Raw genomic sequence first — 23,778 nt, forward strand, 5'->3', positions numbered from 1 at the left:
TATTCCCGAAGATCTAGTGACATCTCACGTTCTTGATGGAGGGTGGAAAGCACCCAGCTGGATACGATCTCGGCATGTCGACCAGCCAGATCCGCAAGGAGGTCGACGAGGCGCTGCTGGCCTTCGTCGACCGCCGGCGCCCCGCCCTGCGCGCCATCAGCGACGACCTCGAGCCGCTGCTGGCCGCCCTGGACGCCCTTCTCGGCGGCGGGAAGCGGCTGCGGCCCGCCTTCTGCTACTGGGGGTGGCGCGCGGCGGGCGGCGAGGACGGGCCCGGCATCGTGGCCGCCGCCGCGTCCCTGGAGCTGCTACAGGCGAGCGCGCTGGTCCACGACGACGTGATGGACTCCAGCGACACCCGGCGCGGCCAGCCGTCCGCCCACCGGCGGTTCGAGGCGCTGCACCGCGCGCAGGGGTGGCCCGGCGACGCCGAGTCGTTCGGCGGCGGCGCCGCCATCCTGCTGGGCGACCTGTGCCTGGCCTGGTCGAGCGAGATGTTCGAGACCTCCGGGCTGGACGGTGCCAGCCGGCTGCGCGGCCGGGCGGTGTACGACCTCATGCGCACCGAGGTCATGTGCGGCCAGTACCTCGACATGCTGGAGGGGGCGCGCCGCCAGGCGAACGTCGCCACGGCGCTGCGCGTGGTGGAGTACAAGAGCGCCAAGTACACGATCGAGCGGCCGCTGCACCTCGGCGCGGCGCTGGCCGGCGCACGCCCGGACGTGGCGGCCTCGCTCACCGGCTACGGCCTGCCGCTCGGCATCGCCTTCCAGCTCCGCGACGACGTGCTCGGCGTGTTCGGCGACCCGGCCGAGACCGGCAAGCCCGCCGGCGACGACCTGCGCGAGGGCAAGCGCACCGTCCTGGTCGCGCTCACCCTGGAGCGGGCGAGCGCGGCCCAGGCCGCGGCCCTGGAGCGCCGGCTCGGCGACCCCGCGCTGGACCGCCCCGGCGTGGACGAGCTGCGCGCGATCATCGAGGAGACCGGGGGCCTGGCCGCGTGCGAGGCCATGATCAAGAGCTACCTCACCGAGGCGGAGCAGGCCCTGGCGGCGGCCCCCATCACCGAGGACGCCCGGGAGGCGCTGGCGGACCTCGCGGTGGCGGCCACCACGCGCAGCACCTGAGCCGCTTCCGGCACGGCGGTCCCGGTGCGGCGCGGTCGTCCCGGTGAGGTTCGGCGGCCCCCCGTGACACGATCCGGCCAAGTTTTCGCGGCGCACTAGAACTTTCCCACCAATTGGTGGCAGAAAGGTCGCCATGTGCGCCGCCACCCCAGGAGAACGCGTCCCGCGCGTCGACCCGCTCCCCGAGCAGGAGTGGGACGACGTGGTCAAGGCCGTGACCGAGACGATCGGCCCGCTGAACGTCATCACCACGCTCGCCCGGCACCCGGAGCTGTTCCGGTCGTGGATCGGGCTCGGCTCGATGCTGCTGATGAACGGGACGCTGGGCGCCCGCGACCGCGAGCTGGCGATCCTGCGGACGGCGCACCACCGCTCCTGCGAGTACGAGTGGGACCACCACCGGCGGGTCGCGCTGGACGCGGGGCTCACCGAGGACGAGATCGCCGCGCTCCGGAAGGATCCGGACGAGCACGGCTGGAGCGGCGGCGACCGCATGGTGCTGGCCGCCGCGGACGAGCTGCACGAGCACGGCACGATCGGCGACGCGACGTGGACGGAGCTGTCGACGCGCTTCGGGGAGCGCGAGCTGATCGAGCTGGTGATGCTGATCGGCCACTACCACATGGTCGCCTTCGCGCTGAACGCCCTGCGGGTCCAGCACGAGGACGGGGCGGGCGGATGAGGGGGACGAAACCCGGGCGCGGGCTGCCGGGGGCGCTCGCGGTCGCCTCCGCGCTGGCGCTGACGGCGGTGCTGACCGCGGCCTCCGCGCCCGGCGAGGCGCGGGCGGCGGCCGGGCGCTGCGGCGACCCGGCCTCGCGGCCGTGGTGCGACGCCGCGCTGGCGCCCGACCGGCGGGCGGCGCTGCTGCTGCCGCGGCTGACCGCCGACGAGAAGATCGCGCTGCTGGCGGCGGACGACCCGTTCGGCGGGCCGCTCGGCGGGTTCTCCGAGGACGCCCACGCCGACACCGCCGGCGGGATCCCCCGGCTCGGCGTCCCGCCGGTCCTCATGGCCGACGGGCCGGCCGGCGTCCGGCAGGGCAAGGCGACGGCGCTGCCCGCGCCGATCGCGCTCGCCGCGGCCTTCGACCCGAAGGCCGCGCGGCTGTACGGCGGGACGGTCGGGTGGGAGGCGCGGCACCGGGGCAACGACCTGGTCTTCGGCCCGACGGTGGACGTCCTGCGCACGCCCCGCAACGGCCGGACGTTCGAGGGCTTCGGCGAGGACCCCTACCTGTCGGCGACCCTCGGCGTGCCGTGGATCCAGGGCGCGCAGGCGCAGGGCGTGATGACCTCGGTCAAGCACATGGCCGTCTACACGCAGGAGACCGACCGGCTGTCGCTCGGCATGAACGTCGACCCGCGCACGCTCCGCGAGATCTACCTGCCGCCGTTCGAGGCCGCGGTGAAGGACGCGGGCGCCGCGACGGTGATGTGCGGGTTCGGCCGGCTGAACGGCCGGTGGGCCTGCCAGGACGGCGCCGTCCTCAACGGGATCCTGCGGTCGGAGTGGGGGTTCACGGGGTTCGTGCCGTCCGACCACACCGCCGCGCAGGACGCCGCCGGCGCCGCGAACGGCGGCCTCGACATGGAACTGCCGATGGGCAGGAGGTACAACGCGCTCCTGCTGAAGTCGGCCGTCGCGCAGAGGAAGGTCGCGCAGGCGACGATCGACGCGCACGTGCGCAACATCCTGCGGACGATGTTCCGGTTCGGCGTGTTCGACCGGCAGGCGTACCCCAACGACCTCACCCGCATCGACCGGACGGGCAGCCGGAACGCGGCGCGGGCCATCGCGGAGGGCGGGATCACGCTGCTGAAGAACGACGGCGTCCTGCCGCTCGCGGCCCCGAGGTCGATCGCGCTGATCGGCCGGGCCGCCCGGCAGAGCCCGAGCGGCTTCGGCTCGGCCAAGGTCGTCCCGTTCGGGACCGTGAGCGCGCAGGACGGCATCGCCCGCCGCGCGGGGGCCGGAACCAAGGTCACCTACCACGACGGCGACGACCGCGGAGGCGCCGCCGAGGCGGCCCGCGGCGCGGACCTCGCCATCGTGTTCGCGACCGACAGCCAGGGCGAGTTCTTCGACAAGTCGTGCCTGACGCTGCAGTGCGGCGACCCGCTCAGAGGCGACCAGGACGGGCTGATCTCCGAGGTCGCCAAGGCCAATCCCAACACGATCGTCGTGCTGAACACGGGCGGGCCCGTGCTGACGCCCTGGGCCGGGCAGGTGAGGGGCATCGTCGAGGCCTGGTACCCGGGCCAGGAGGCGGGGGACGCCCTGGCGCGCGTCCTCTACGGGGACGTGGACCCCGGCGGGCGGCTCCCCGTGACGTTCCCCGTCAGCGAGAACGACGCGCCCGCGTCCGGGAACCCGGCGCAGTACCCCGGTCTCGGCAAGAGCGCCACGTTCTCCGAGGGCGTCATGGTCGGCTACCGGCACTACGACGCGAAGGGCATCGCGCCGCGGTTCCCGTTCGGGCACGGCTTGTCCTACACGACGTTCGCCTACGGCGGGCTGTCCGTGACGTCCAAGGCCGTGCGGGTGACGGTCACCAACACCGGCCGGCGCGCCGGCGTGGCCGTGCCGCAGCTCTACATCGGCATGCCGTCGCCGGGAGTGGAGGTCCCCCAGCCGCCCAAGCAGCTCAAGGGGTACGCCAAGGTCGCCCTCGGGCCCGGGCAGAGCGCGAAGGTGACGTTCCCGCTGTCGCCGCGCTCGCTCGCCTACTGGAACCAGGCGGCGAAGGCGTGGAAGGTCGCCCCCGGCTGCTACAAGATCATGGTGGGCGACTCGTCCCGGCGCATCGCGCGGACCGGGACGCTCGGGACGTGCCGCTGACGGCGAAGATCGCCGTTCCGCTGTCCCGCTCCCCGGTTACAGGGTACAAATGGGGAGATCTTCGTCCGCCCCCGCCGAGTCGGAGTCCCCCAGTGCCGCACGACACCTCCCGCGGGAGGACGGACCCCCATCCCCCGCGTTCCTCTTCCAACCGCCCCGGCCGCGCCGCGCGCGCCGACCGGGGCCACGCCGGCCGGCCCGCCGCGGCGCGCCCCGGGCCCGGACGCGGCGCGTCCCGGCCCGCGCACGGCTGCGACCACCGGCCCGACGCCCCGCTCGGTCCCGACGACCCGCGCGGCCTCGGCGAGTACACGCTGCTCGGACGCCTCGGCGAGGGCGGCCAGGGCGTCGTCTACCTCGGCCGGGACGGCGACGGCGAGCTCGTCACCGTCAAGCTGCTGCGCGGCGGCGTGGCGGCCGGGCAGCGGGCGCGCAGCCGCTTCGTCAAGGAGGCGGACGCGGCCCTGCGGGTGTCCGGGCGGCACACGGCCCGCGTCCTGGACGCCGACATGACCGGCGACCGCCCCTACATCGTCAGCGAGTTCGTCGAGGGGCCCTCACTCCAGGACGTCGTCGCCGACCGCGGCCCGCTCGCCCCGCCGCGGCTCCGCAAGCTCGCGCTGCGCACCGCCGCCGCGCTCGCCGCGATCCACCGCGCCGGGATCGTGCACCGCGACTTCAAGCCCGGGAACGTGCTGCTCGGCCCGGACGGCGCCAAGGTCATCGACTTCGGCATCGCCCGCACCGCCGACGCGACCCCGCTGACCACCGGCCCGGTCGGGACGCCCGCCTACATGGCGCCCGAGCAGATCGAGGACGAGCCGGTCGGGCCGCCCGCCGACGTGTTCGCGTGGGGCGCCACGATGGTGTTCGCCGCGACGGGGCGGCCGCCGTTCGGGACCGGGCCGAGCGCGGCCGTGATGCGGCGCGTGACGTCGCGCCGGCCCGACCTCGGCGACATGGAGGGCCCGCTGCGCGAGCTCGCGGCCCGCTGCCTGGACAAGAACCCCGCCGCGCGCCCGACGGCGCCGCAGATCGTCCGGGCGCTGCGCGAGGGGCAGGCCCCGGCGCCGAAGCCGCGCCCGACGCGGATCCCGCGCTACCGGTGGCGGATGATGGTCGCGCTCGGCGCCGTCGTGGCGGCCGGGTTCCTGCTCGGCGTCCTGGTCTGAGCGGCGTCCCGGTCCGAGCAGAAGGGCCCGTCACCAGTGCGGCGGGCGGTCCTCCAGCAGGCGCGAGTCGTCGTCGCCGCCGGCGCGCCACTCGCCCCACCCGGTGTCGGTGTCGTCGGACGTCTGGTCCGGCAGGATCTCCAGGTCGTCGTCCAGCTCGACCGTGCGGTCGTCGTCGGGTCCCACGCTCATGATCCCCATTGTCGGCGATCCGGCCGGAGTCCGCACCGTGATCCGCGGCAATTCGCGCGGATCCGCCCGTGCTGTTCCGATCGTTCCGGTCAGGCCGTGCCGAGCGGCCGGGCGGCCAGCCGGCGCGCGAACTCCGCCGCGGCGGCGCCCGGGTCACCGGCCTCGGTGATCGCCCGGACCACCACGACGCGCTCCGCGCCCGCGGCGAGGACCTCGTCCAGGTTGCCGAGGTCGATGCCGCCGATCGCGAACCACGGCCGCGCGACGCGCTGCGCCGCGACGTACTCCAGCAGCTTGGGGCCGGGCGCGGGACGGCCGGGCTTGGTCGGCGTGGGCCACACCGGGCCCGCGCAGAAGTAGTCGGCGCCGGGCTCGGCCGCCGCCGCCGACGCCTGCTCCCCGGAGTGCGTCGACCGGCCGATCAGCATGTCGCCCCCGACGATCTCGCGGGCGGCGGGCACGGGCAGGTCGTCCTGGCCGAGGTGCAGCACGTCCGCGCCGACGGCGTGCGCGATGTCGGCGCGGTCGTTGACGGCCAGCAGCGCCCCGTGCCGCTCGCACGCCGCGCGGAACACCTCCAGGTGGGCCGTCTCCTGCCGGGCCTCCAGGCCCTTCTGGCGGAGCTGGACGATGTCGACGCCGTTCGCGAGCACCGCGTCGAGGAAGGCCGGCAGGTCCCCCTGGCGCTCCCGCGCGTCCGTGCAGAGGTAGAGGCGGGCGCGGCTGAGCCGGGCGCGCAGCGCGACGGCGTGCTCGGACGGGAGATGCCTGGACACGGCCGGGGAACGTCCTTTCGACAGATGATCAAGGGATCGCGCGCGTGCTGACCTGCCGCGCGCGACCCCGCGATCGTGTCACGTGCGTCGTACGGCGCCGGAGGCGGCCTAGAAGGCGAGCGCCTGGGCGCGGCGGCGGACCTCGGTCCCCCGGTTCTCGGTGAGCGCGTCCACCGGCGTCCCCGGCAGCGTGTCGTCGGCCGTGAACAGCCACCGGATCGTCTCGGCGTCGTCGAAGCCGGCGTCCGACAGGAGGGTCAGCGTGCCGGGCAGACCCTTGATGACCTGGCCGTCCTTGATGAAGGCCGCGGGGACCATCGGCTCCCCGCCCCGGCGCACCGCGAGGATGCGGTGCTCGTGGATGAGCTGCTTGATCCGGTTGGGCTTGATCCCGAGCCTGTCGGCGGTCTCCTTGAGGGTGAGCCACTCGCCGGCCAGGGCGTCGGTGCGGGGGTCCAGTGCGCTGTCAACGGTTGCGTGCATCTGCGTCACGCCCCCTTGCTACCACGCCTTCGGAAGACTCAAACCCGGTGCGCAGCCGTTACCCTCCATCGCCGATCGCTATCCGCGAACGGCCTGCCGGACGGGCACGTCCGGGTCGGCGATCGCCTCCGGATCCACGGGCGTCCCCGCCGCGATCACCCGCCGCGCCTGCACCAGGTCGCGGGGCCGGTCGACGGTGAGGACCGCGTCGAGGCGGTCGCCGGTCAGCCACACCAGCGCCCACTTGCGGCCGGACGGGTCGCCCCGGCGCACGAGCCGCTCGGACGCCGAGTGGTCGCCCGCGTACTGGACCATGCGCCCGAACTGCTCCGACCAGAAGTACGGGGCGGCGTCGTAGACGGCCTCCCGGCCGAGGAGGGCCAGGGCGGCGGTCTCGGGGGCGTTCAGGGCGGTGTCCCAGTGCTCGACGAGGAGCCGCCGGCCGTACCGGTGCGACCACCAGGCGGCGCAGTCGCCGACCGCGACGACGTCCGGGCGCAGCGCGCCGGGGGCCTCCTCGCCCGCGTAGGTCCGGAACGAGCCGTCGGTCACGACGCCGCGCTCCAGCAGCAGCCCCGAGCCCTCAAGCCACGACAGGACGGGCCTGACCCCGATGCCCACTACCACCTCGTCGGCGTCGATGCGCCCGCCCCCGGCGAGGGCGAGGCCGCCCCCGCGCACCTCGGCGACCTTGACCCCGGTCCGCAGCTCGACGCCGGCCTCCGCGTACCAGGGGGCGGTGAGCGCGCCGACCTCGGGCCCGACCGCGCCCGCCAGGGGCGTGTCGGCCGCCTCGACGACGGTGACCGCGCAGCCCTTGCGGGCCGCGGTGGTGGCGACCTCGGCGCCGATCCAGCCCGCCCCGACGATCACGATGCGGGCGCCCGGGACGAGCCGGGCGCGCAGGTCGCGGGCCTCGTCGATGGTGCGCAGCACGTGCTGGCGCCCGTCCCCGGGCAGGGTGATCGGGGCGGCACCGGTCGCGATCACCAGGCCGTCGAAGGGGAGGTCGCCCACCGTGGAGGCCACCGTCCCGCCGCGTCCGGGCTCGTCCAGCCGCAGGCCGGTGGCGCGCTCGCCGAGCAGCAGCTCGCAGCGCAGCGCGTCCCAGTCGGCGTCCACGGTCGTGTCGTCGGACTCTCCCGCGAGGACGGCCTTCGACAGCGGCGGCCGGTCGTAGGGCCGGTGCCGTTCCGCCGACAGGAGGGTCAGCGCGCCCTCGTACCCCTTGCTCCTCAGGGCCTCCACGGCGCGCACGCCGGCCAGCCCACCACCCACGACGATGACCCTGTCCATGGAAGGCCACATTAACGGCCCGCGTTCCGCGGACGGACAGGTGGGTGGACAGGTGTCCAATCAGCCGCCCGCTCCCCCGAGGTCGTAAGGTGGTGACGAGCAGAAACCTGCACAGAACAGAACAAAGCGCGGGAGTCCGGTGCGACCGGGCTGAGAGGGCGGCTGAACGGGCCGCCGACCGCCAGGACCTGATCCGGATCATGCCGGCGAAGGGAGCGCGCATGGAGATAGCGATCATCGGCGCCGGGGTGGTCGGCCTGGCCACCGCCTGGCGCACCGCCGCCGGCGGCGCCGCCGTCACCCTCGTCGACCCCGCGCCCGCGTCGGGCGCCTCCTCCGTCGCGGCGGGCATGCTGACCCCCGTCAGCGAGCTGACCTACGGCGAGGAGCCGCTGCTGCGGCTCGGCCTCGCCTCCCGCGACCGCTACGGCGCGTTCGTCGCGGAGCTGGAGGAGCTGACCGGCCTGGAGACCGGCTACCGCACCGACGGGATCATCGAGGTCGCGTTCGACTCCGACGACCTGCGGTACCTGGACGACCTGCGCCGCTTCCAGGAGCACCTCGGCATCCCCGCGGAGGCGCTCACCGGCCGGGAGTGCCGGCGGCTGGAGCCGATGCTCGCGCCCGGCGTGCGCGGCGGCCTGCTCGCTCCGCGGGACGGATCGGTCGACCCCCGCAGGCTCGCCCCCGCGCTGCTGGCCGCGTGCGAGCGGCTGGGCGTCCGGCTCGTCCGGCGGCGGGCCGCGCGCGTCGTCGTCGAGAACGACGCGGCCGTCGGAGTCGGCCTGGACGACGGCACCGTGATCCGCGCGGACCGGGTGCTGCTGGCCGCGGGCCCGTGGTCGGGCGACGTCGGCGGGCTGCCCCCCGGGACCGTTCCACCCGTCCGCCCGGTGAAGGGGCAGGTGATCCGGCTGCGCACCCGGACGCCGTTCCTGCGGCGGCCTACCCGCGGCCTCGTCCGGGGATCCTCGGTCTACCTGGTGCCGCGCCCGGACGGCGAGATCGTCCTCGGCGCCACGCAGGAGGAGCTGGGCTTCGACACGCGCGTCACCGCCGGCGGGCTGTGGGAGCTGCTGCGCGACGCCCGCGAGCTGCTGCCCGGCATCACCGAGCTGGAGTTCGCGGAGGTCACCGCCGGGCTGCGGCCCGGCTCCCCCGACAACGCGCCCGTGATGGGGCCGACCTCGCTGGCCGGCCTGTTCGTCGGCACCGGGCACTTCCGCAACGGCATCCTGCTCACGCCGGTGAGCGCCGACATCCTGTCCGCGATGCTGCTGGACGGGCCCGTCCCCGAGGTCGCCGGGCCGTTCGCCCCCGACCGCTTCTCCCCCGAGGTGAGCGCATGAAGGTGATCGTCAACGGTGAGCCGCGCGAGCTGCCCGAGGGCGCGAGCGTGGCCGAGGTCGTCGCGTCCGTCACGGCCGCGGCGACGGGCGTGGCCGCGGCGCTGAACGACGAGGTCGTCCGGCGCTCGGCCTGGGAGGCCACGCCCCTGAAGGACGCCGACCGCGTCGAGGTGCTGACCGCGGTCCAGGGAGGGTGAGGATGGACACGAGGAACAGCGGCACAGGGAACACCGGCACCGACGGGCTGGTCATCGCGGGCGAGGAGCTGGACTCGCGGCTGATCATGGGCACGGGCGGGGCGCCCAGCATGGCGGTGCTGCGCGAGGCGCTCACCGCGTCGGGGACCGCGCTCACCACGGTCGCGATGCGCCGGGTGGACCCGGCCGCGCGCGGCTCGGTGCTGGACGTGCTGGCCGAGTGCGGCATCCGGGTGCTGCCGAACACCGCCGGCTGCTTCACCGCGGGCGAGGCCGTCCTGACCGCCAAGCTCGCCCGGGAGGCGCTCGGCACCGACTGGGTCAAGCTGGAGGTGATCGCCGACGAGCGCACGCTGCTGCCCGACCCGATCGAGCTGGTCGAGGCCGCCGAGCAGCTCGTCGACGACGGCTTCACCGTCCTGCCCTACACCAACGACGACCCGGTGCTGGCGCACCGGCTGGAGCAGCTCGGCTGCGCCGCCGTGATGCCGCTCGGCTCCCCGATCGGGTCGGGGCTCGGCATCCGCAATCCGCACAACATCGAGCTGATCGTGGAGCGCGCGAACGTCCCGGTGATCCTGGACGCGGGGCTCGGCACGGCGTCGGACGCCGCCCTCGCCATGGAGCTCGGCTGCGACGCGGTGCTCCTCGCGACCGCCGTCACCCGCGCGCAGTCCCCGGCGCGGATGGCCGCGGCGATGCGGCACGCGGTCGAGGCGGGGCGGCTCGCGCGGCTCGCCGGACGCATCCCCAAGCGCCGCTACGCCCAGGCGTCCTCCCCGTTCGAGGGCCTGGCGACGTCGTAGCGACGCTAAAGACCCACCTGTAGAAATATTCGCTAGACCTGAAATGTCGGGCACCACAGACTGAATCCGTCCACCGGAGCCGCAACCGCGCGAAACGCTTCGGTGTCGGTGGAAACATCCCCTACCTAAGGTGCGTGACATGCAGCAGGAAAGCGGCGCGCGCGTCGACAAGCTAGCGGTGGCGGCGGCAACGGTCACGGTGGTGTTCTGGGCCTCGGCCTTCGTCGCGATCCGCAGCGCGGGCGACGAGTACAGCCCCGGCGCGCTCGCCCTCGGCCGCCTCCTTTCCGGGACGGTCGTGCTGGGGGCGCTCTGGCTCGTCCGGCGCGAGGGCCTGCCGCCCAAGGCGGCCTGGCCCGGCATCGTCACCGCGGGCCTCCTGTGGTTCGGCTGCTACATGGTCGTGCTGAACTGGGGCGAGCAGCTCGTGGACGCGGGCACCGCCGCCCTCGTCGTCAACATCGGGCCGATCCTCATCGCGCTGCTCGGCGGCTGGCTGCTGAAGGAGGGCCTGTCGTCCCGGCTGGTGCTCGGCATGGCCGTCTCGTTCACCGGCGCCGCCGTCGTGGGGCTGTCGATGTCGGGCGAGGGCCGCTCGTCCGTCGGCGGGGTGCTGCTCTGCCTGGCGGCCGCGGTCACCTACGCCGCGGGCGTCGTCGCCCAGAAGCCGGCGCTGAGGCACGCGTCGTCGCTCCAGTTCACCACCTTCGCCTGCGCGATCGGCGCGGCGGCCTGCCTGCCGTTCTCCGGGCAGCTCGTCTCGCAGGCCGCGGACGCCCCCGCGGGCGCCACCCTCAACATGGTCTACCTGGGCGTCTTCCCGACCGCGCTCGCGTTCACGACCTGGGGGTACGCGCTGGCCCGCACGTCCGCCGGGAAGATGGGCGCCACCACCTACGCCGCGCCCGCCCTCGTGGTCATGATGTCGTGGCTGTTCCTGGACGAGGTCCCCGGCCTGGTCACCCTCGGCGGCGGGCTGCTGTGCCTCACCGGCGTGGCCGTCTCCCGCAGCACGCGGACGCTCCGCCGCCGCGTCCCGCCCGTCGCTCCCGCACCCGCCGCCCCGGAGGAGTCGCCCTCCGGACTCGTCGATGCTCATACTCGCGACTGATGAGATCCGCGGGGATTCCCCCGTAAACTCGCATCGATGGACACGACGGTTGCTGATCCACTCGTCGGGCGGGTGCTCGACGGGCGCTACCGCATTGAGTCCCGCATCGCCCGCGGCGGCATGGCCACGGTCTACCTCGCGCGCGACCTCCGGCTCGACCGCATCATCGCGATCAAGGTGATGCACGCGGGGCTCGCCTCCGACGAGGACTTCGTCGCCCGCTTCATCGGCGAGGCCAAGGCGGCCGCGGCGCTGTCCCACCCGAACGTCGTCGCCGTCTACGACCAGCGCACCGACGGCGAGCACGTCTACCTGGTGATGGAGTACGTCGCCGGCCGCACCCTGCGCGACGCGCTGAACTCGCTCGGCAGGCTCGGCCCGCGCGCCGCCCTGGAGATCATGCAGCCGGTGCTGGCCGCGCTCGGCGCCGCGCACCGGGCCGGCCTGGTGCACCGCGACGTCAAGCCCGAGAACGTACTGATCACCGAGGACGGCCAGGTCAAGGTCGCCGACTTCGGCCTCGCGCGGGCCGAGACCGCGAGCAAGATGACCAAGACCGGCATGATCATCGGAACGGTCGGCTACCTGGCGCCCGAGCAGGTGCTGTCCGGCAACGCCGACGTCCGCTCCGACGTGTACGCCGCCGGGACCATGCTGTTCGAGCTGATGACCGGGCGGCTGCCGCACCAGGGCGACACGCCCCTCGCCGTCGCCTACAAGCACGTGAACGAGACGGTGCCGCCGCCGTCGAGCGTCGTCCCCGGCATCCCCGCGCGGGTGGACGCCCTGGTCACCGACGCCACGAGCCACGACCCGGCCCGCCGCCCGCAGGACGCGAACCAGTACCTGGCCGAGGTCGCCGAGGTGTTCGGCGGCCTGCCGCGCGACTTCGACCGGCGCGTCGAGGAGTCGTCCCGCAACGCCACGAGCGTGCTGGAGGCGCCGCCGCCCGCCCACGGCCGCACCGCCCTCCTGGACGCCGACACCATGGCGCCCGAGTACGTCCCGCGCCCCACCCGCACCGACCGCGCGATCGGCGCCCTGACCGGCCGCTACGTCATGGTCGCCCTCGGGCTGATCGCGGCCGTCATCCTCGGCTGGGCCGTCTGGTACCAGACGTCCGGCCAGTACGAGCACGTCCCGTCCTCGATCATCGGGATGAAGGTCGCCGACGCCCGCGACCAGCTGGAGTCCGACGGCCTGGACGTGCGCACCGCCAAGGCGGTCTACAGCGACCGCGTCCACAAGGGCGGCGTCGCCAAGTCCGACCCGCCCGCCGGCGCACGCGTCGCCAAGGGCCAGACGGTCACGCTCACGCCGTCGAAGGGCATCACGCCCCGCGAGGTGCCCGACGTCGAGGGCAAGTCCGTCGCCGACGCCAAGAAGACCCTGGAGGACAAGGGCTTCACCGTCGGCCGGACGAGCACCACCCCCTCGCAGACCGTCGCCAGGGGCGACGTCATCAGCACCGACCCGGGCGCGGGCGAGAAGCAGTCCCCCGACGAGCCGGTCGCCGTCGTCGTCTCCAGCGGCATGTCGATGCCCGGCCTCCTCGGCCAGAACGGCGACTCCGCCGCCAACCAGCTGCGCTCCATGGGCTTGAACGTCACCGTCCAGAAGAAGCAGGTGGAGGGCAAGCAGCCCGACACGGTCATCAGCCAGGACCCGTCCGAGGGCACCGGCGTCTCCCGCGGCGACGAGGTCACCATCGTCGTCAACAAGCGCGACTGCATCCTCGACGTGGGCGACGTCCATCTCGGCTGCAAGGACGGCGACGGCAACCAGAACGTCCCCGTCCCGGACCTGACCGGCCGCCGCGTGGGCGAGGCGAAGCGCGCCCTGGAGGACTCCGGCTTCCGGGTGAACGTGACGGGCTTCGGCGGCAACACCGTGCGCTTCCAGTCCCCGAACAGCGGCGAGGCCCCGCGCGGCTCCACCATCACGATCGTCCGGGGTCCCTGAGCGGCTAGTCTGAACGCGCCATGACCTCACCCATCAGCCCCGTCGGGGCACACGTGCCCGTGGCCGGCGGCCTCGCCACCGGCGGCCTGAAGTACGCCGCGGAGATCGGCGCCGAGGCGCTCCAGGTGTTCGTCTCCAACCCGCGCGGCTGGGCCCTGCCCGAGGGCAAGCCCGCCGAGGACGCCAAGCTCCGGGACGGCGGCCTCCCCGTCTACGTGCACGCCCCGTACCTGGTCAACCTCGGCTCCCCCACCCCGGAGACGCTGGAGAAGTCGCTGGCGGCCGTCCGCCACTCCCTGACCCGGGGCCGCGCCATCGGCGCCCGCGGCGTCGTCGTCCACACCGGCTCCGCCGTGACCCGGACCTACGACGAGGCCATGGCCCAGATCCGCGACCACGTCCTCCCCCTCCTCGACGAGATCCCCGAGGACGGCCCCGACCTGCTCCTGGAGCCCATGGCCGGCCAGAACAACATGCTCTGCGCCAAGGTCCAGGACCTGGGCCCCTTCTTCGAGCGCCTCGACCACCACCCGAAGCTCGGCGTCTGCTTCGACACCTGCCACGCCTGGGCCGCCGGCCACGACCTGACCGCCCCCGGCGGCGCCAAGGACACCCTCGACGCCCTGGTGGCCGCTGTAGGCGAAGGCCGCCTGAAACTGGTCCACGCCAACGACTCCAAGGACGCCTGCGCCTCCGCCAAGGACCGCCACGAGAACATAGGCGCCGGCCAAATAGGCGAGCCCCCCTTCGCCGACCTCTTCAACCACCCCGCCACAACAGGCGTCCCCTTCATAATCGAAACCCCAGGCCGAGCCCCCGCCCCCCACGCCAAAGACATAGAAACCCTAAAACGCCTTAGAGACACCCCCTAACCCGACCGCCGGGCACAAGGCCACGCCTAGGGCTCCTGATCCATCCCCAGCGCACTAGGCACATCGCGGATCCAGTCAGCCTGCTCCGGTTCCGACGCCGCGTATCTGCGATCGCCCCCCAGGCCAGGTTCGAGCGAAGCGAGAATCAAATCGCAGCGAGCCGCCAGGCGAGCCCCGCCCACAAGCAGAAACCCACTACTGCAACGACTTCAGCCACTACAGCACCACGCGACAACCTGGGGGCCGCGATCGCGTCCGAAGGCAGTTTCGAGCGAAGCAAGAAACTGATCGCGCAGCGAGCCGCAAGGCGAGACGGAGCGATGCCAGCGATCGCCCGCTTTTATCGACGATGGAGGGCCGCCAGGCCCGAAGGAGGAGAAAAAAGCAATAAAAACAGCTCGGGCGCCGCTGGACAACCCCCCGACTGTTCAGCGACGCCCGAGCCACAGGTCGCGGGATCCCACCCCCCCGGTACGGGATCCTGCGACTCACGATCCGGCATGTGGCGCCGGATCTCCGGATTTGCTCTTGTGGGAGGGTTCGCGGCCGGGGGGCCGCCCGCCCCTCCTTGGGCGGTGTGGCGTGTGGTGCCACTGAGAACACTAGAGGGGCGGCGCCGCCTGTGGGCCCCAAGACGGCCCGGCACTCGATGAACGGTGTGTAGTCAGAGATATACGGAGCGTAGTCAGTCGATGAGCGGTCCGTGAGGCGGGACGAGCGGTTCCCGCTGCCGGGTCGCGGCAGGTGGGGGCGTCGCAAATGCCGCAAGGCGGGACTCAACGCGCGTACACGTCCTCGGGGAGGTGCAGTCTCGTCAGGGCGCGGTCGGCGCGGCGGGGGACGCGGCGGCGGGTCAGGAGGGACACGGCGACCATGACCGCGAACGCGGCGGGGGCGACCAGCGCGGCGGGCTCGGCCACGGCGGCGGCGGGCCAGCCGGTCAGGGGGACCTCGTAGAGGTGCAGGACGCCGGCCGCGACGGCGAGGCCGCCGCCGACGAGCAGGCCTGCGGCGGCGCCGGCGGCGGTCAGGCCGCGCCACCAGATGGCGAGGACGAGGAGCGGGCACAGGGAGCACGCCGACACGCACAGGGCGAGGGCGACGAGGCCCGCGGCGCTCTGCGCGCCGATCCTGGGGAGCAGGACGAGCGGGACGGCGAGCGCGAGCACCGTGGCGGTGCGGAAGGACGCGGTGCCTCTGCGGCGGGCGCACTGGGTGACCGTCCCGGCGATGGCGACGACGAGGCCGCAGGAGGTGGATATGAACGCGGCGAAGGCGCCGAGGGTGATGAGCGCGGTGAGCAGCGCTCCGGCCGGTCCGGGGACGCGCTGGGGCAGCAGCAGGACGGTCGCGTCGGTGTCGCCGGTCATCAGCAGTTCGGGCGCGTAGAGGCGTCCCATGGCCGCGTAGATGGCGGGGAAGACCCAGAAGAGCGCGAGGAGGACCGGCACCAGCGCCGCCGTGCGGCGGGCGGTGCTTCCGCTCGGGTTCGTGTAGAAGCGCATGAGGATGTGGGGCAGCCCCATGGTGCCGAGCAGGATGCCCAGGAGCGCAGAGTAGGTGCGGTAGAGGCCGTGCTCCTGGCCGCGGCCGAACGGGGTGGCCCAGGTCTCGCCGTCCTGGACGGGCAGGCGGTCGGCATGGGGCACCGGCGCGCCGGCCGGGAAGACCACCTCGGTGGCCTGGCCGATGGCGTGCCGGCCCGCGGTCAGGGTCATCGCCCCGCCGTCGCGGCGGACGCCGTCCACGCGTCCGCGGGCGGTGACGATGACGGCGGCGGGGGCGACCACCTCGACCTCGGTGCGCACGTGGACCCGGGTGGTGTGCGCGAACCGCGCGGGCCCCTCGCCTACGGGGTCGGGGCGGCCGTCCATGTTCCACATGAGCAGCAGCGCCGCGGCGGGCACGGCGAGGGCGACCACTTTCACCCAGAACTGGAAGCTCTGGACGGCGGTGATGCTGTACATCCCGCCGGAGGTGACCAGCAGCAGCGTGACCGCGACGACGACAGCCCAGCCCGCCCACACCGGGGCGCCGGTCATCACGCGCAGCGTCACGCCCGCGCCCTGGAACTGGGGCAGCAGGTAGAACCAGCCGATGAAGCAGACGCAGCAGGTGACGATGCGCCGCACGGCCGGCGAGCCGAGCCTCCACTCGGCGAAGTCGGAGACGGTGTAGGCGCCGGACCTCCGCAGGGGCGCGGTCACGAACGCCAGGAGCAGGACGTATCCGGCGGTCGCCGCGACCGGCAGCCACAGCATGTCGGCGCCGTAGGCGAGCACCAGCCCGGCGGTGCCGAGGAACGCGGCGGCGGACAGGTACTCGCCACTGATCGCCGAGGCGTTCCGCCAGGGGGTGACGCCCCGGGAGGCGGTCAGGAGGTCGCCCGCGGCGCAGGCGGAGCGGCGGTCGTAGGCGCCGACGGCGGCGGTCGTCACCAGCAGTGCGAGGAGCGCCGCGACCGCCACGGCGGTCATCGCCGGCCCGCCGGTCTCGCCAGTTCGCGCTCGGCGCGCTCGGCCCGGGCGAACTGGCGGAGCGACACCGCGACCCAGACCGGCTGGATGCCGAACGCGAGGACGAGCCAGGGCAGCGGGACGCCGTGGACGCGGGCGCGGGCCACCGCCGGGACGAGCGCCATCAGCACCGGGAGCGCCGTCACCACGGCCATGACGAACGCGCCGGTGCCGAGGGCGGTGCGCAGCTGGGTGCGGATGAGGGCGCGGGTCTCGGCGGCGCCGATGGGCGGACCGGGAAGGGGCGGGACGGCGCGGACCGCATCGATATCGGTCAGGTCGGAATCGGCCGGGTCCGTATCGAACGGCGCGGGATCGGCCAGGGCGGTATCGGGCGGATCGGGGTCCGCCTGGTCGGCCGCGGGCGCCTCGGCGCCGGCGGTGCCGGTCCCGGCGCTCTCCGCAGTGCCCGGCGCCGCGCCCTCCGGCAGCGCGCGGGGGCGGACGGCCGCCCCTCCGGCGGCGGTCTCGCGGCGTTCATCGGTCATCGGTACCCTCCCCGGCGTCTCCGGGGCCTCCTGGGTCCCCGTCCGGCTGGTGGAACCTGCGGACGAACAGGTCGCGGACCTCGCGGGTGTGGCGGCGGCTGACCTGCAGCAGCTCGTCGCCGATCTGGACGGCCGCCCGGCCGCCGTCGAAGCGCAGCTCGGTGATGTGCGCCGCCGCGACGAGGGTGCTGCGGTGGATCCGGATGAAGCCCGCCCCCTCCCACCGCTTGGAGAGCGCCGACAGCGGCATGCGGACCAGGTAGCCGCCGTCGGCGGTGTGCAGCCGGACGTAGTCGCCCTTCGCCTCGACGTGGGTCACCGCGCGGCGGGACACCAGGCGCGTCCGCCCGCCGAGCTCGACGGGGATCATCTCGTCGTCGGGGTCGGGGGCGGCCTCCCCCGCGGTCCCGGACGTCCGGCGCGCGGCCGACGCCACCCGCCCGACCGCCACGGCGAGCCGCTCCGGGCGGACGGGCTTCAGCAGGTAGTCGAGGGCGCCGAGCTCGTAGGCTGCGACGGCGCAGTCGTCGTGCGCGGTCACGAACACCACGGGCGGCGGCGCGGCGAACCCGGTGAGCAGCCGGGTGAAGTCGAGCCCGTCGAGCCCCGGCATGCGGATGTCGAGGAACACGGCGTCGAGGCGCTCGCCGTCGACGAGCATGCGGCTCAGGTCGCGCAGCGCGGACGAGGCGTCCGCCGCCCCGGTGACCCGCCCGATCCGCGGGTCCTTGCGGAGCAGGTAGGTCAGCTCCTCCAGGGCGGGGCGTTCATCGTCGACGGCGAGGACGTGAAGCATGAGGGCGACTTTGCCGCGATTACCGTCTGTCCGCAATCGGTTCCAAAAAGTGAGTGGCGTGTCGCCCGGATCGCCCCTCAGTCGGGAAAGACGCCGGGACGGTACTTCGGAACGCGCAGATTGACCTTGGTTCCGGCGCCGAGCGCTGTCTCGACGGTGAGCCCGTACTCCTCGCCGTAGACCTGGCGCATGCGCGCGTCGACGTTCGCGAGGCCGATGCCGGGGCCGCCCTCCGGCCGGTCGTGGGTCGCCACGCTCCCCCAGCCGGTGGGCCCGGGGCGTCCGAGCGGCGCCGAGAGGATCTCCTCGAGCCGTTCGGGGTCCATGCCGATCCCGTCGTCCTCGACGCTGATCGCGGCCTCGGCGCCCGAGTCGCGGGCCGTGATCGAGATGTGGAACGCCTCGCGCCCGCCCGCCATGCCGTGCCGGACGGCGTTCTCCACGAGCGGCTGGAGCGCCAGGAACGGAACGGCGACCGGCAGGACCTCCGGCGCGACCTCGACGTCGCACCGCAGCCGGTCGCCGAACCTGGCGCGCTCCAACAGCAGGTAGCGGTCGATCGAGCGGAGCTCGTCGGCGAGCGTGGTGAAGTCGCGCGGGTTGCGGAACGAATAGCGGGCGAAGTCGGCGAAGTCGAGCAGCAGGCCGCGGGCGCGCTCGGGATCGGTGCGGACGAACGAGGCGATCGTGGTCAGCGAGTTGTAGACGAAGTGCGGGGAGATCTGCGCGCGCAGCGCCCGCAGCTCGGCCTCGGCGAGGCGGACGCGGGCGGAGTCGAGCTCGGCCAGTTCGAGCTGGCCGGTGACGAGCCGGGCCGCCTCCCCGACCGCGCGGACCCGCGCGGTGGACGGGCTCGGCCAGTACGCGGTCAGCGCCCCCTCGACGCGGCCCTCGACGGTGAGCGGGGCGACCATCGCCACCTGGACGCCGCAGCGCGGGTCGCCGCACGCGAGCGGCTCGGGCGCGATGACCCGGGGCCGGCCGGAGGCCAGGACCGGCAGCGCGTGCGCGACCGCCTCGTCGGCGTGGGCGCCGCGGCCGGCGCCGTCCCAGGCCAGTAAGCGCGGGGCGTCGCGCCCGCCCGCCCCCGCCTGGGCCGGACCGTCCGGCTCGGAGGGATCACCTGGATCGTCGGGGCCGTCCGGGTCGTCCGGCGGGCGCACCGCCACGATCGCGACCGCCTCGGCGCCGAGCAGCGCCCGCAGCAGCCGGGTCGACCTGCGCGCCGCGTCGCCGGTGAGCCCGGCCCGCAGCGGGGGCGCGGCGTGCGCGATCAGGTGCAGGGCGGCGAACGCCGCCGACTCCGCGGGCTCGGCGGGCCCGCGCCGCGGCAGGAGGCACCACCTGCGCGGCGCCCAGACCCCGCTGACCCCGGCCGCCGCGGCGCACACCACGACATCTGTGACGGACGGTAGGTCCATGGAAACGTACGGTAATGGCTATCATCGCCGCGGGTGCGGCTGTTGCCGATATACCGAGGTCTCGAATGGGACACGCTCGGCCCGCGCGGCCGGCCCGCCCGGCGGACCAATCACAGCGGGGGCGATTCGCCCTCGTCCTCCTGGTAGGAGTAGCGCTGCTCGCGCCACGGGTCGGCGACGTTGTGGTAGCCGCGCTCCTCCCAGAAGCCCCGGCGGTCCTTCACCAGGTACTCGACGCCCCGGACCCACTTCACGCTCTTCCACGCGTACAGGTGCGGGATGACGATGCGGAGGGGGAAGCCGTGGTCGGGCGTGAGCCGCTCGCCGTCGTGGTGGGTGGCGAACATCGTCCCCTCGGCGAGGAAGTCGCTCATCCGGATGTTGGCGCTGTAGCCGTACTCGGCCCAGACCATGACGTGCGTGACGTCGGGCGCGGGCGGCGCCAGCTCCGTGATCGCCGTGCCGGGGACGCCCTCCCACTCGTTGCCCGGGATCGTGAACTTGGTGACGCAGTGGAAGTCGGCGACCGACCGGGCCTTCGGCAGCGCGTCGAACTCGTCCCAGGTCCAGCGGTGCTGCTCCCCCGATTCGGTGGCGCCGAAGACGCGGAAGTCCCAGTCCTTGGGACGGAACTTCGGCACGGGACCGTAGTGCAGGACGGGCCAGCCCCGGGGGACGTACTGCCCGGGGGGCAGTTCGCCCGGCTGCGGCGCGGACTGTTCGGGGTGCGTCATGACGCGGCCATCCTGCCATCCGGCGTGACCTGAGCCATATCCGGGGTGCGTGCGGGCCGCGCGTCCGGACATCGGCTACGCTTGGGCCCGTGCGCAACGTCGTGTATTTCTTTTGGCTCGACCAGCCCGGACGGCTGGTCTGCCAGACGCTGCGCTGACAGACCACGAAGGCGAAAGCCCCGGGCCGGCCGGCCCGGGGCTTTCGCCGTTCCGGGGACGGACCGGCTTCCCGGGGCCTGAAGGAGAGGCAGCACACCCATGGTCGTCGTCATGGCCCCGGAGGCCAGCGAAGCGGATGTCAGAGCCGTCGTCTCACTGGTCGAGACGGCGGGAGGCGACGCCTTCATCAGCCGCGGCGTGGAGCGGACCATCGTCGGGCTGGTGGGCGACGTCCAGCAGTTCGGCACGCTGAACCTGCGCGGCATGCGCGGCGTCAGCGACGTCATCCGTATCTCGGCGCCCTACAAGCTGGTGAGCCGCGAGAACCACGGCGAACGCTCGGTAGTCCGGGTCGGCGGGGTGCCCATCGGCCCCGGCACCATGACGCTGATCGCCGGCCCGTGCGCGGTGGAGACCCCCGAGCAGACCCTCGGCGCGGCGCAGATGGCGCAGGCCGCGGGCGCGACGCTGCTGCGCGGGGGCGCGTTCAAGCCGCGGACGTCCCCTTACGCGTTCCAGGGCCTCGGGGAGGCGGGGCTGCGGATCCTCGCCGACGTCCGCGAGGAGACCGGCATGCCGATCGTCACCGAGGTCGTGGACGCCGCCGACGTCGACCTCGTCGCCTCCTACGCCGACATGCTGCAGATCGGCACCCGCAACGCGCAGAACTTCGCCCTCCTGCAGGCGGCCGGCGAGTCCGGCAAGCCGGTCATGCTGAAGCGCGGCATGAACGGGACGATCGAGGAGTGGCTGATGGCCGCCGAGTACGTCGCGCAGCGCGGCAACCTCGACATCGTGCTGTGCGAGCGGGGCATCCGCACCTTCGAGCGCGCGACCCGCAACACCCTCGACATCTCCGCGGTGCCGGTGGCGCAGCGCCTCTCCCACCTGCCGGTGATCGTGGACCCGTCGCACTCGGGCGGCAGCCGCGACCTCGTCCTGCCGCTGACCCGCGCGGCGATCGCGGTCGGCGCCGACGGCGTGATCATCGACGTGCACCCGCACCCGGAGACCGCGCTGTGCGACGGCTCGCAGGCCCTGGTGGACGGCGACCTGCGCGAGCTCGCCAAGCTCGTCCGCGACCTGCCCCCGATCGTCGGCCGCTCCCTCACCAGGAGCGAGGACCCCGACGCCGTCCCCGCGTGACCGCGCGTCCCCGCCTGACCCGGTAGCGGGTATCGTCCTGAACCATGGCTTACTGGGCACCTGATTGCGGACCGCCGCGCTCCTGACGGGGCGCGGCGACCGCATTCCCTGCTGATCACGACACGGCCCGGCGCGAGCGTGCGCCCGGCCGCGCCGTCCTGCGCCCCGAATCCGGACCATCTCCTCCGATTCGAGCCCAGGAGCCCTTCTCCGTGTCGCACAACACCTCTCTTCGGCGCGCGTCCGAAAAGCCTTCGCCCGCCCGCGCCCGGCGCGGCGGCGCCGACGTCCTGCTGGCGGCCGCCCTCTGGGGGACGACCGGCACCGTCCGCACGTTCGCGGACGGCGCCTCCCCCTACTCGGTCGCCGCGGTCCGCATCGTCATCGGCGGGCTGGTGCTGCTGGCCCTCGCCGCGTCCACGCGCGGCGGCGCCGGGCTGCGCCGCCTGCTGGGCGACCGCCGCAACCTGCCGCTCGTCGGCATCGGCGCGGTCTCCATCGCCGTCTACCAGACGGCGTTCTTCGTCGCCGCGGGCCGTACCGGCGTCGCGGTCGGCACCGTCGTCACGATCGGGAGCGCGCCCGTGTTCAGCGGCGTGCTCGGGCTGCTCGCGCGCCGGGCCGTCCTGACCGGGCGGTGGACGCTCGCCACGGCGGGCGCCGTCGCGGGCTGCGCGCTGCTCGTCGGCGGCGGCCGGGACGCGGGCGCCGAGCCGCTCGGCATCGGGCTGGCGCTGCTGTCCGGGCTGTCGTACGCGGTGTACGCGACGGTGGCGTCCGTCCTCATCACCCGCGGCGAGGAGGACCGGGCCGTCGCCGCGGCGCTGTTCGGGGCGGCGGCCGTCCCGCTGCTCCCCGTCCTGCTCGCCGGGCCGACGGGCTGGCTGCTCACCGGGAGCGGCTCGCTCATCGCGCTCTACCTCGGCGTGGTCACCACGGGCGGCGGCTACCTGCTGTTCGCCCGGGGCCTGCGCACGACGCCCGCCACGACGGCGACGACCCTGACCCTCGCGGAGCCGGCGGTGGCAGCGGTGCTCGGCACGGCCCTGCTGGGCGAGCGGCTGGGCGGCGCGGCGCTGGGCGGCCTCGTGCTGCTGGCGGCGAGCCTCGTGGTCCTCGTGGCGCCCGGGCGGCGGCGCGGCCGCCGCTCGGGCGCACAGGGCGGTAACGAATTGGTCTGAACCATTGGCCGGGCGCGGCGCGGCGAGGATGATGACCGGCATGACGACGGGAGATGGTGACGCCGGGGGGCGGCTCTTCCCGGAGGACCTGGACGGGGTCGACCCGGTCGCCGCGGTGCTGCTGGCGGATGCCCGCCGCGCCCTGTCCGCCTACCCGGAACTGGTGGCCCTGGGGGCCGTGTTCGCGGCCGCCGAGCAGGTTCCGGGCGGCTGGCAGGTCGTGACCCCGTTCGACCCGCTGCCGCAGGGCACGCGCGAGATCCTCGCCGACCATCTGGAGGACCGGGCGGCGCCCGGCTCCGGCGCGGCGGCGCGCGGGCTCGCGGCCGCGGCCCGGACGCTGCGGCACGAGCCGGCCGACGAGGTGGCCGCGGGCGGGCGGCGGTTCCGGATCGTGCGGATCGAGCAGCTGGTCCGCACCGGCCCGGACGGGCCCGAGCCGCCCCGCCCGACCGACCTGGACCCGCTGCCCGCGGCCGGGCGCGTCCCGCCCGCCCGCGCGTACGAGCTGCTGCCGGAGGACGGCCCGGCGTCCGACCTCGCGACCGCCGAGCTGCTCTGCCAGGTGCTGGACGCGGCGGCGGCCACGGGGAGCGAGCCGTCCGGCGCGTTCCTCACCCCGGTCGCGCTGGCGCCCGCGTTCACCGTCGCCGAGCGCGGCGAGCGGCGCTGGCGGCCCGTGGGCCGGCTGTACGACGCGCCGCAGCAGGCCCGCGACTCGCTGGCCACCTACTTCAGGCACGTGGTGCCCGCGGTGGAGAGCCCGGCCGCGGTGGACGTCGCCCGGTTCGCCGAGGCGGCGGAGCTGATGGAGGACCGCACGCGCCGCAACGGCATCGCCGTCGCGGGGCGCCGCTTCCGGATCGTCCGCATCGAGCGGATCACCCTGCTGGGCCCGGACGGCCCCGAGCCCCCGCGCCGGACGGACTTCGACGCCCGCTGACCCGCCCGCACACCCGACACCCACTCGGCCAGGCGGCCCGCCGGGCCGGGGCGGCCAGGCCCACCGGGCCAGATCAGGCCAGGCGAGCCGGGTGGAACGCCCCGGTCCGAGGCGGGGCGAGATCGGACAACCCCGGGTCGAAGCCGCGCGCCGGACCGCGCGGATCAAAGCGGCCCGGCGCGAGGCGACCTGGAACCTGTCTCGAACTGG

22 protein-coding genes and 1 riboswitch are annotated in these 23,778 nt (G+C 74.4%); of the genes, 13 read left to right on the plus strand and 9 right to left on the minus strand.

The window, feature by feature from the left end:
* Positions 1 to 74: 74 nt before the first annotated feature.
* The 4 genes from K4S16_RS03965 (at position 75) to K4S16_RS03980 (ending at position 5,140) form a co-directional block, all read left to right on the plus strand.
* Entirely contained in the window at positions 75 to 1,127 is a 1,053-nt protein-coding gene (locus K4S16_RS03965; protein ID WP_149257386.1) for a polyprenyl synthetase family protein, read from the plus strand.
* A gap of 133 nt (positions 1,128 to 1,260) precedes the next feature.
* Positions 1,261 to 1,809 (plus strand): carboxymuconolactone decarboxylase family protein, encoded by a 549-nt coding sequence (locus K4S16_RS03970; protein ID WP_149257387.1) that lies wholly within the window; start codon positions 1,261 to 1,263, stop codon positions 1,807 to 1,809.
* Positions 1,806 to 3,968, plus strand: coding sequence for a beta-glucosidase (locus K4S16_RS03975; RefSeq protein ID WP_149257388.1), 2,163 nt, complete (start codon positions 1,806 to 1,808; stop codon positions 3,966 to 3,968). The genes K4S16_RS03970 and K4S16_RS03975 overlap by 4 nt, the downstream gene beginning before the upstream one ends.
* Positions 3,969 to 4,060: 92 nt before the next feature.
* The gene (locus K4S16_RS03980) at positions 4,061 to 5,140 is read left to right on the plus strand and encodes a serine/threonine-protein kinase (RefSeq protein ID WP_235036553.1); all 1,080 of its coding nucleotides are present in this window, start codon (positions 4,061 to 4,063) and stop codon (positions 5,138 to 5,140) included.
* Between the two features lie 30 nt (positions 5,141 to 5,170).
* On the opposite strand, the gene K4S16_RS44935 is transcribed toward K4S16_RS03980, so the two are convergent.
* From K4S16_RS44935 to K4S16_RS03995, 4 genes are all read right to left on the minus strand, one after another.
* Positions 5,171 to 5,332 carry a hypothetical protein gene (locus tag K4S16_RS44935; RefSeq protein ID WP_200841674.1) on the minus strand — a complete coding sequence of 54 codons (162 nt, stop codon included), beginning with the start codon at positions 5,330 to 5,332 and terminating at the stop codon, positions 5,171 to 5,173.
* Between the two features lie 89 nt (positions 5,333 to 5,421).
* Complete coding sequence (thiE, locus tag K4S16_RS03985) at positions 5,422 to 6,108, minus strand: thiamine phosphate synthase (RefSeq protein ID WP_149257389.1); 687 nt, start codon at positions 6,106 to 6,108, stop codon at positions 5,422 to 5,424.
* Between the two features lie 108 nt (positions 6,109 to 6,216).
* Complete coding sequence (locus K4S16_RS03990) at positions 6,217 to 6,591, minus strand: Rv2175c family DNA-binding protein (RefSeq protein ID WP_149257390.1); 375 nt, start codon at positions 6,589 to 6,591, stop codon at positions 6,217 to 6,219.
* 78 nt (positions 6,592 to 6,669) lie between these two features.
* Positions 6,670 to 7,887, minus strand: coding sequence for an NAD(P)/FAD-dependent oxidoreductase (locus K4S16_RS03995; RefSeq protein WP_149257391.1), 1,218 nt, complete (start codon positions 7,885 to 7,887; stop codon positions 6,670 to 6,672).
* A gap of 118 nt (positions 7,888 to 8,005) precedes the next feature.
* Positions 8,006 to 8,119, plus strand: a riboswitch (TPP riboswitch).
* On the opposite strand from K4S16_RS03995, the gene thiO reads away from it, so the two are divergent.
* The 6 genes from thiO to K4S16_RS04025 all read left to right on the plus strand — a co-directional run bounded on the left by thiO (position 8,109) and on the right by K4S16_RS04025 (position 14,184).
* Positions 8,109 to 9,236 (plus strand): glycine oxidase ThiO, encoded by a 1,128-nt coding sequence (gene thiO, locus K4S16_RS04000; RefSeq protein WP_149257392.1) that lies wholly within the window; start codon positions 8,109 to 8,111, stop codon positions 9,234 to 9,236. (Overlaps the previous riboswitch by 11 nt.)
* Positions 9,233 to 9,433: a sulfur carrier protein ThiS gene (gene thiS / locus K4S16_RS04005; RefSeq protein ID WP_149257393.1), complete on the plus strand. Its 201-nt coding sequence runs from the start codon at positions 9,233 to 9,235 to the stop codon at positions 9,431 to 9,433. Before thiO ends, thiS begins: the two co-directional genes overlap by 4 nt.
* A 2-nt stretch (positions 9,434 to 9,435) precedes the next feature.
* Positions 9,436 to 10,239 carry a thiazole synthase gene (locus K4S16_RS04010; protein WP_149257394.1) on the plus strand — a complete coding sequence of 268 codons (804 nt, stop codon included), beginning with the start codon at positions 9,436 to 9,438 and terminating at the stop codon, positions 10,237 to 10,239.
* 139 nt (positions 10,240 to 10,378) lie between these two features.
* Positions 10,379 to 11,350, plus strand: coding sequence for a DMT family transporter (locus K4S16_RS04015; RefSeq protein WP_149257395.1), 972 nt, complete (start codon positions 10,379 to 10,381; stop codon positions 11,348 to 11,350).
* Positions 11,351 to 11,386: 36 nt separating this feature from the next.
* Positions 11,387 to 13,312: a Stk1 family PASTA domain-containing Ser/Thr kinase gene (gene pknB, locus K4S16_RS04020; RefSeq protein ID WP_149257396.1), complete on the plus strand. Its 1,926-nt coding sequence runs from the start codon at positions 11,387 to 11,389 to the stop codon at positions 13,310 to 13,312.
* Between the two features lie 20 nt (positions 13,313 to 13,332).
* On the plus strand, positions 13,333 to 14,184 hold the full coding sequence (locus K4S16_RS04025) for a deoxyribonuclease IV (RefSeq protein WP_149257397.1): 852 nt from the start codon (positions 13,333 to 13,335) through the stop codon (positions 14,182 to 14,184).
* 776 nt (positions 14,185 to 14,960) lie between these two features.
* Here the strand turns inward: K4S16_RS04025 and K4S16_RS04030 are convergent.
* The 5 genes from K4S16_RS04030 to K4S16_RS04055 all read right to left on the minus strand — a co-directional run bounded on the left by K4S16_RS04030 (position 14,961) and on the right by K4S16_RS04055 (position 20,139).
* Positions 14,961 to 16,661, minus strand: coding sequence for a cation acetate symporter (locus K4S16_RS04030; protein ID WP_149257398.1), 1,701 nt, complete (start codon positions 16,659 to 16,661; stop codon positions 14,961 to 14,963).
* The gene (locus tag K4S16_RS44230; protein WP_160160847.1) at positions 16,658 to 17,188 is read right to left on the minus strand and encodes a hypothetical protein; all 531 of its coding nucleotides are present in this window, start codon (positions 17,186 to 17,188) and stop codon (positions 16,658 to 16,660) included. Before K4S16_RS44230 ends, K4S16_RS04030 begins: the two co-directional genes overlap by 4 nt.
* Positions 17,178 to 17,984 (minus strand): LytTR family DNA-binding domain-containing protein, encoded by an 807-nt coding sequence (locus K4S16_RS04045; RefSeq protein WP_149257400.1) that lies wholly within the window; start codon positions 17,982 to 17,984, stop codon positions 17,178 to 17,180. Before K4S16_RS04045 ends, K4S16_RS44230 begins: the two co-directional genes overlap by 11 nt.
* Before the next feature lie 77 nt (positions 17,985 to 18,061).
* Complete coding sequence (locus tag K4S16_RS04050; protein ID WP_149257401.1) at positions 18,062 to 19,405, minus strand: histidine kinase; 1,344 nt, start codon at positions 19,403 to 19,405, stop codon at positions 18,062 to 18,064.
* A gap of 110 nt (positions 19,406 to 19,515) precedes the next feature.
* Positions 19,516 to 20,139, minus strand: coding sequence for a sulfite oxidase-like oxidoreductase (locus K4S16_RS04055; protein ID WP_149257402.1), 624 nt, complete (start codon positions 20,137 to 20,139; stop codon positions 19,516 to 19,518).
* 258 nt (positions 20,140 to 20,397) lie between these two features.
* On the opposite strand from K4S16_RS04055, the gene aroF reads away from it, so the two are divergent.
* The 3 genes from aroF to K4S16_RS04070 all read left to right on the plus strand — a co-directional run bounded on the left by aroF (position 20,398) and on the right by K4S16_RS04070 (position 23,568).
* Positions 20,398 to 21,444 (plus strand): 3-deoxy-7-phosphoheptulonate synthase, encoded by a 1,047-nt coding sequence (gene aroF / locus K4S16_RS04060; protein ID WP_149257403.1) that lies wholly within the window; start codon positions 20,398 to 20,400, stop codon positions 21,442 to 21,444.
* Between the two features lie 212 nt (positions 21,445 to 21,656).
* Complete coding sequence (locus K4S16_RS04065; RefSeq protein ID WP_149257404.1) at positions 21,657 to 22,625, plus strand: DMT family transporter; 969 nt, start codon at positions 21,657 to 21,659, stop codon at positions 22,623 to 22,625.
* A gap of 40 nt (positions 22,626 to 22,665) precedes the next feature.
* The gene (locus K4S16_RS04070) at positions 22,666 to 23,568 is read left to right on the plus strand and encodes a DUF5954 family protein (RefSeq protein ID WP_149257405.1); all 903 of its coding nucleotides are present in this window, start codon (positions 22,666 to 22,668) and stop codon (positions 23,566 to 23,568) included.
* Positions 23,569 to 23,778 lie beyond the last annotated feature (210 nt).

The sequence above is a fragment of the Actinomadura sp. K4S16 genome (assembly GCF_008327685.1).
Classification (GTDB): domain Bacteria; phylum Actinomycetota; class Actinomycetes; order Streptosporangiales; family Streptosporangiaceae; genus Spirillospora.

Excerpts from the sequence above, each read along its gene's own strand:
- K4S16_RS03965 (WP_149257386.1), top strand. The coding sequence starts at position 75 with ATGTCGACCAGCCAGATCCGCAAGGAGGTCGACGAGGCGCTGCTGGCC.
- K4S16_RS03970 (WP_149257387.1), top strand. The coding sequence starts at position 1,261 with ATGTGCGCCGCCACCCCAGGAGAACGCGTCCCGCGCGTCGACCCGCTC.
- K4S16_RS03975 (WP_149257388.1), top strand. The coding sequence starts at position 1,806 with ATGAGGGGGACGAAACCCGGGCGCGGGCTGCCGGGGGCGCTCGCGGTC.
- K4S16_RS44935 (WP_200841674.1), bottom strand. The coding sequence starts at position 5,332 with ATGAGCGTGGGACCCGACGACGACCGCACGGTCGAGCTGGACGACGAC.
- K4S16_RS03990 (WP_149257390.1), bottom strand. The coding sequence starts at position 6,591 with ATGCACGCAACCGTTGACAGCGCACTGGACCCCCGCACCGACGCCCTG.
- K4S16_RS03995 (WP_149257391.1), bottom strand. The coding sequence starts at position 7,887 with ATGGACAGGGTCATCGTCGTGGGTGGTGGGCTGGCCGGCGTGCGCGCC.
- thiO (WP_149257392.1), top strand. The coding sequence starts at position 8,109 with ATGGAGATAGCGATCATCGGCGCCGGGGTGGTCGGCCTGGCCACCGCC.
- thiS (WP_149257393.1), top strand. The coding sequence starts at position 9,233 with ATGAAGGTGATCGTCAACGGTGAGCCGCGCGAGCTGCCCGAGGGCGCG.
- K4S16_RS04010 (WP_149257394.1), top strand. The coding sequence starts at position 9,436 with ATGGACACGAGGAACAGCGGCACAGGGAACACCGGCACCGACGGGCTG.
- K4S16_RS04015 (WP_149257395.1), top strand. The coding sequence starts at position 10,379 with ATGCAGCAGGAAAGCGGCGCGCGCGTCGACAAGCTAGCGGTGGCGGCG.
- pknB (WP_149257396.1), top strand. The coding sequence starts at position 11,387 with ATGGACACGACGGTTGCTGATCCACTCGTCGGGCGGGTGCTCGACGGG.
- K4S16_RS04025 (WP_149257397.1), top strand. The coding sequence starts at position 13,333 with ATGACCTCACCCATCAGCCCCGTCGGGGCACACGTGCCCGTGGCCGGC.
- K4S16_RS04030 (WP_149257398.1), bottom strand. The coding sequence starts at position 16,661 with ATGACCGCCGTGGCGGTCGCGGCGCTCCTCGCACTGCTGGTGACGACC.
- K4S16_RS44230 (WP_160160847.1), bottom strand. The coding sequence starts at position 17,188 with ATGACCGATGAACGCCGCGAGACCGCCGCCGGAGGGGCGGCCGTCCGC.
- K4S16_RS04045 (WP_149257400.1), bottom strand. The coding sequence starts at position 17,984 with ATGCTTCACGTCCTCGCCGTCGACGATGAACGCCCCGCCCTGGAGGAG.
- K4S16_RS04050 (WP_149257401.1), bottom strand. The coding sequence starts at position 19,405 with ATGGACCTACCGTCCGTCACAGATGTCGTGGTGTGCGCCGCGGCGGCC.
- K4S16_RS04055 (WP_149257402.1), bottom strand. The coding sequence starts at position 20,139 with ATGACGCACCCCGAACAGTCCGCGCCGCAGCCGGGCGAACTGCCCCCC.
- aroF (WP_149257403.1), top strand. The coding sequence starts at position 20,398 with ATGGTCGTCGTCATGGCCCCGGAGGCCAGCGAAGCGGATGTCAGAGCC.
- K4S16_RS04070 (WP_149257405.1), top strand. The coding sequence starts at position 22,666 with ATGACGACGGGAGATGGTGACGCCGGGGGGCGGCTCTTCCCGGAGGAC.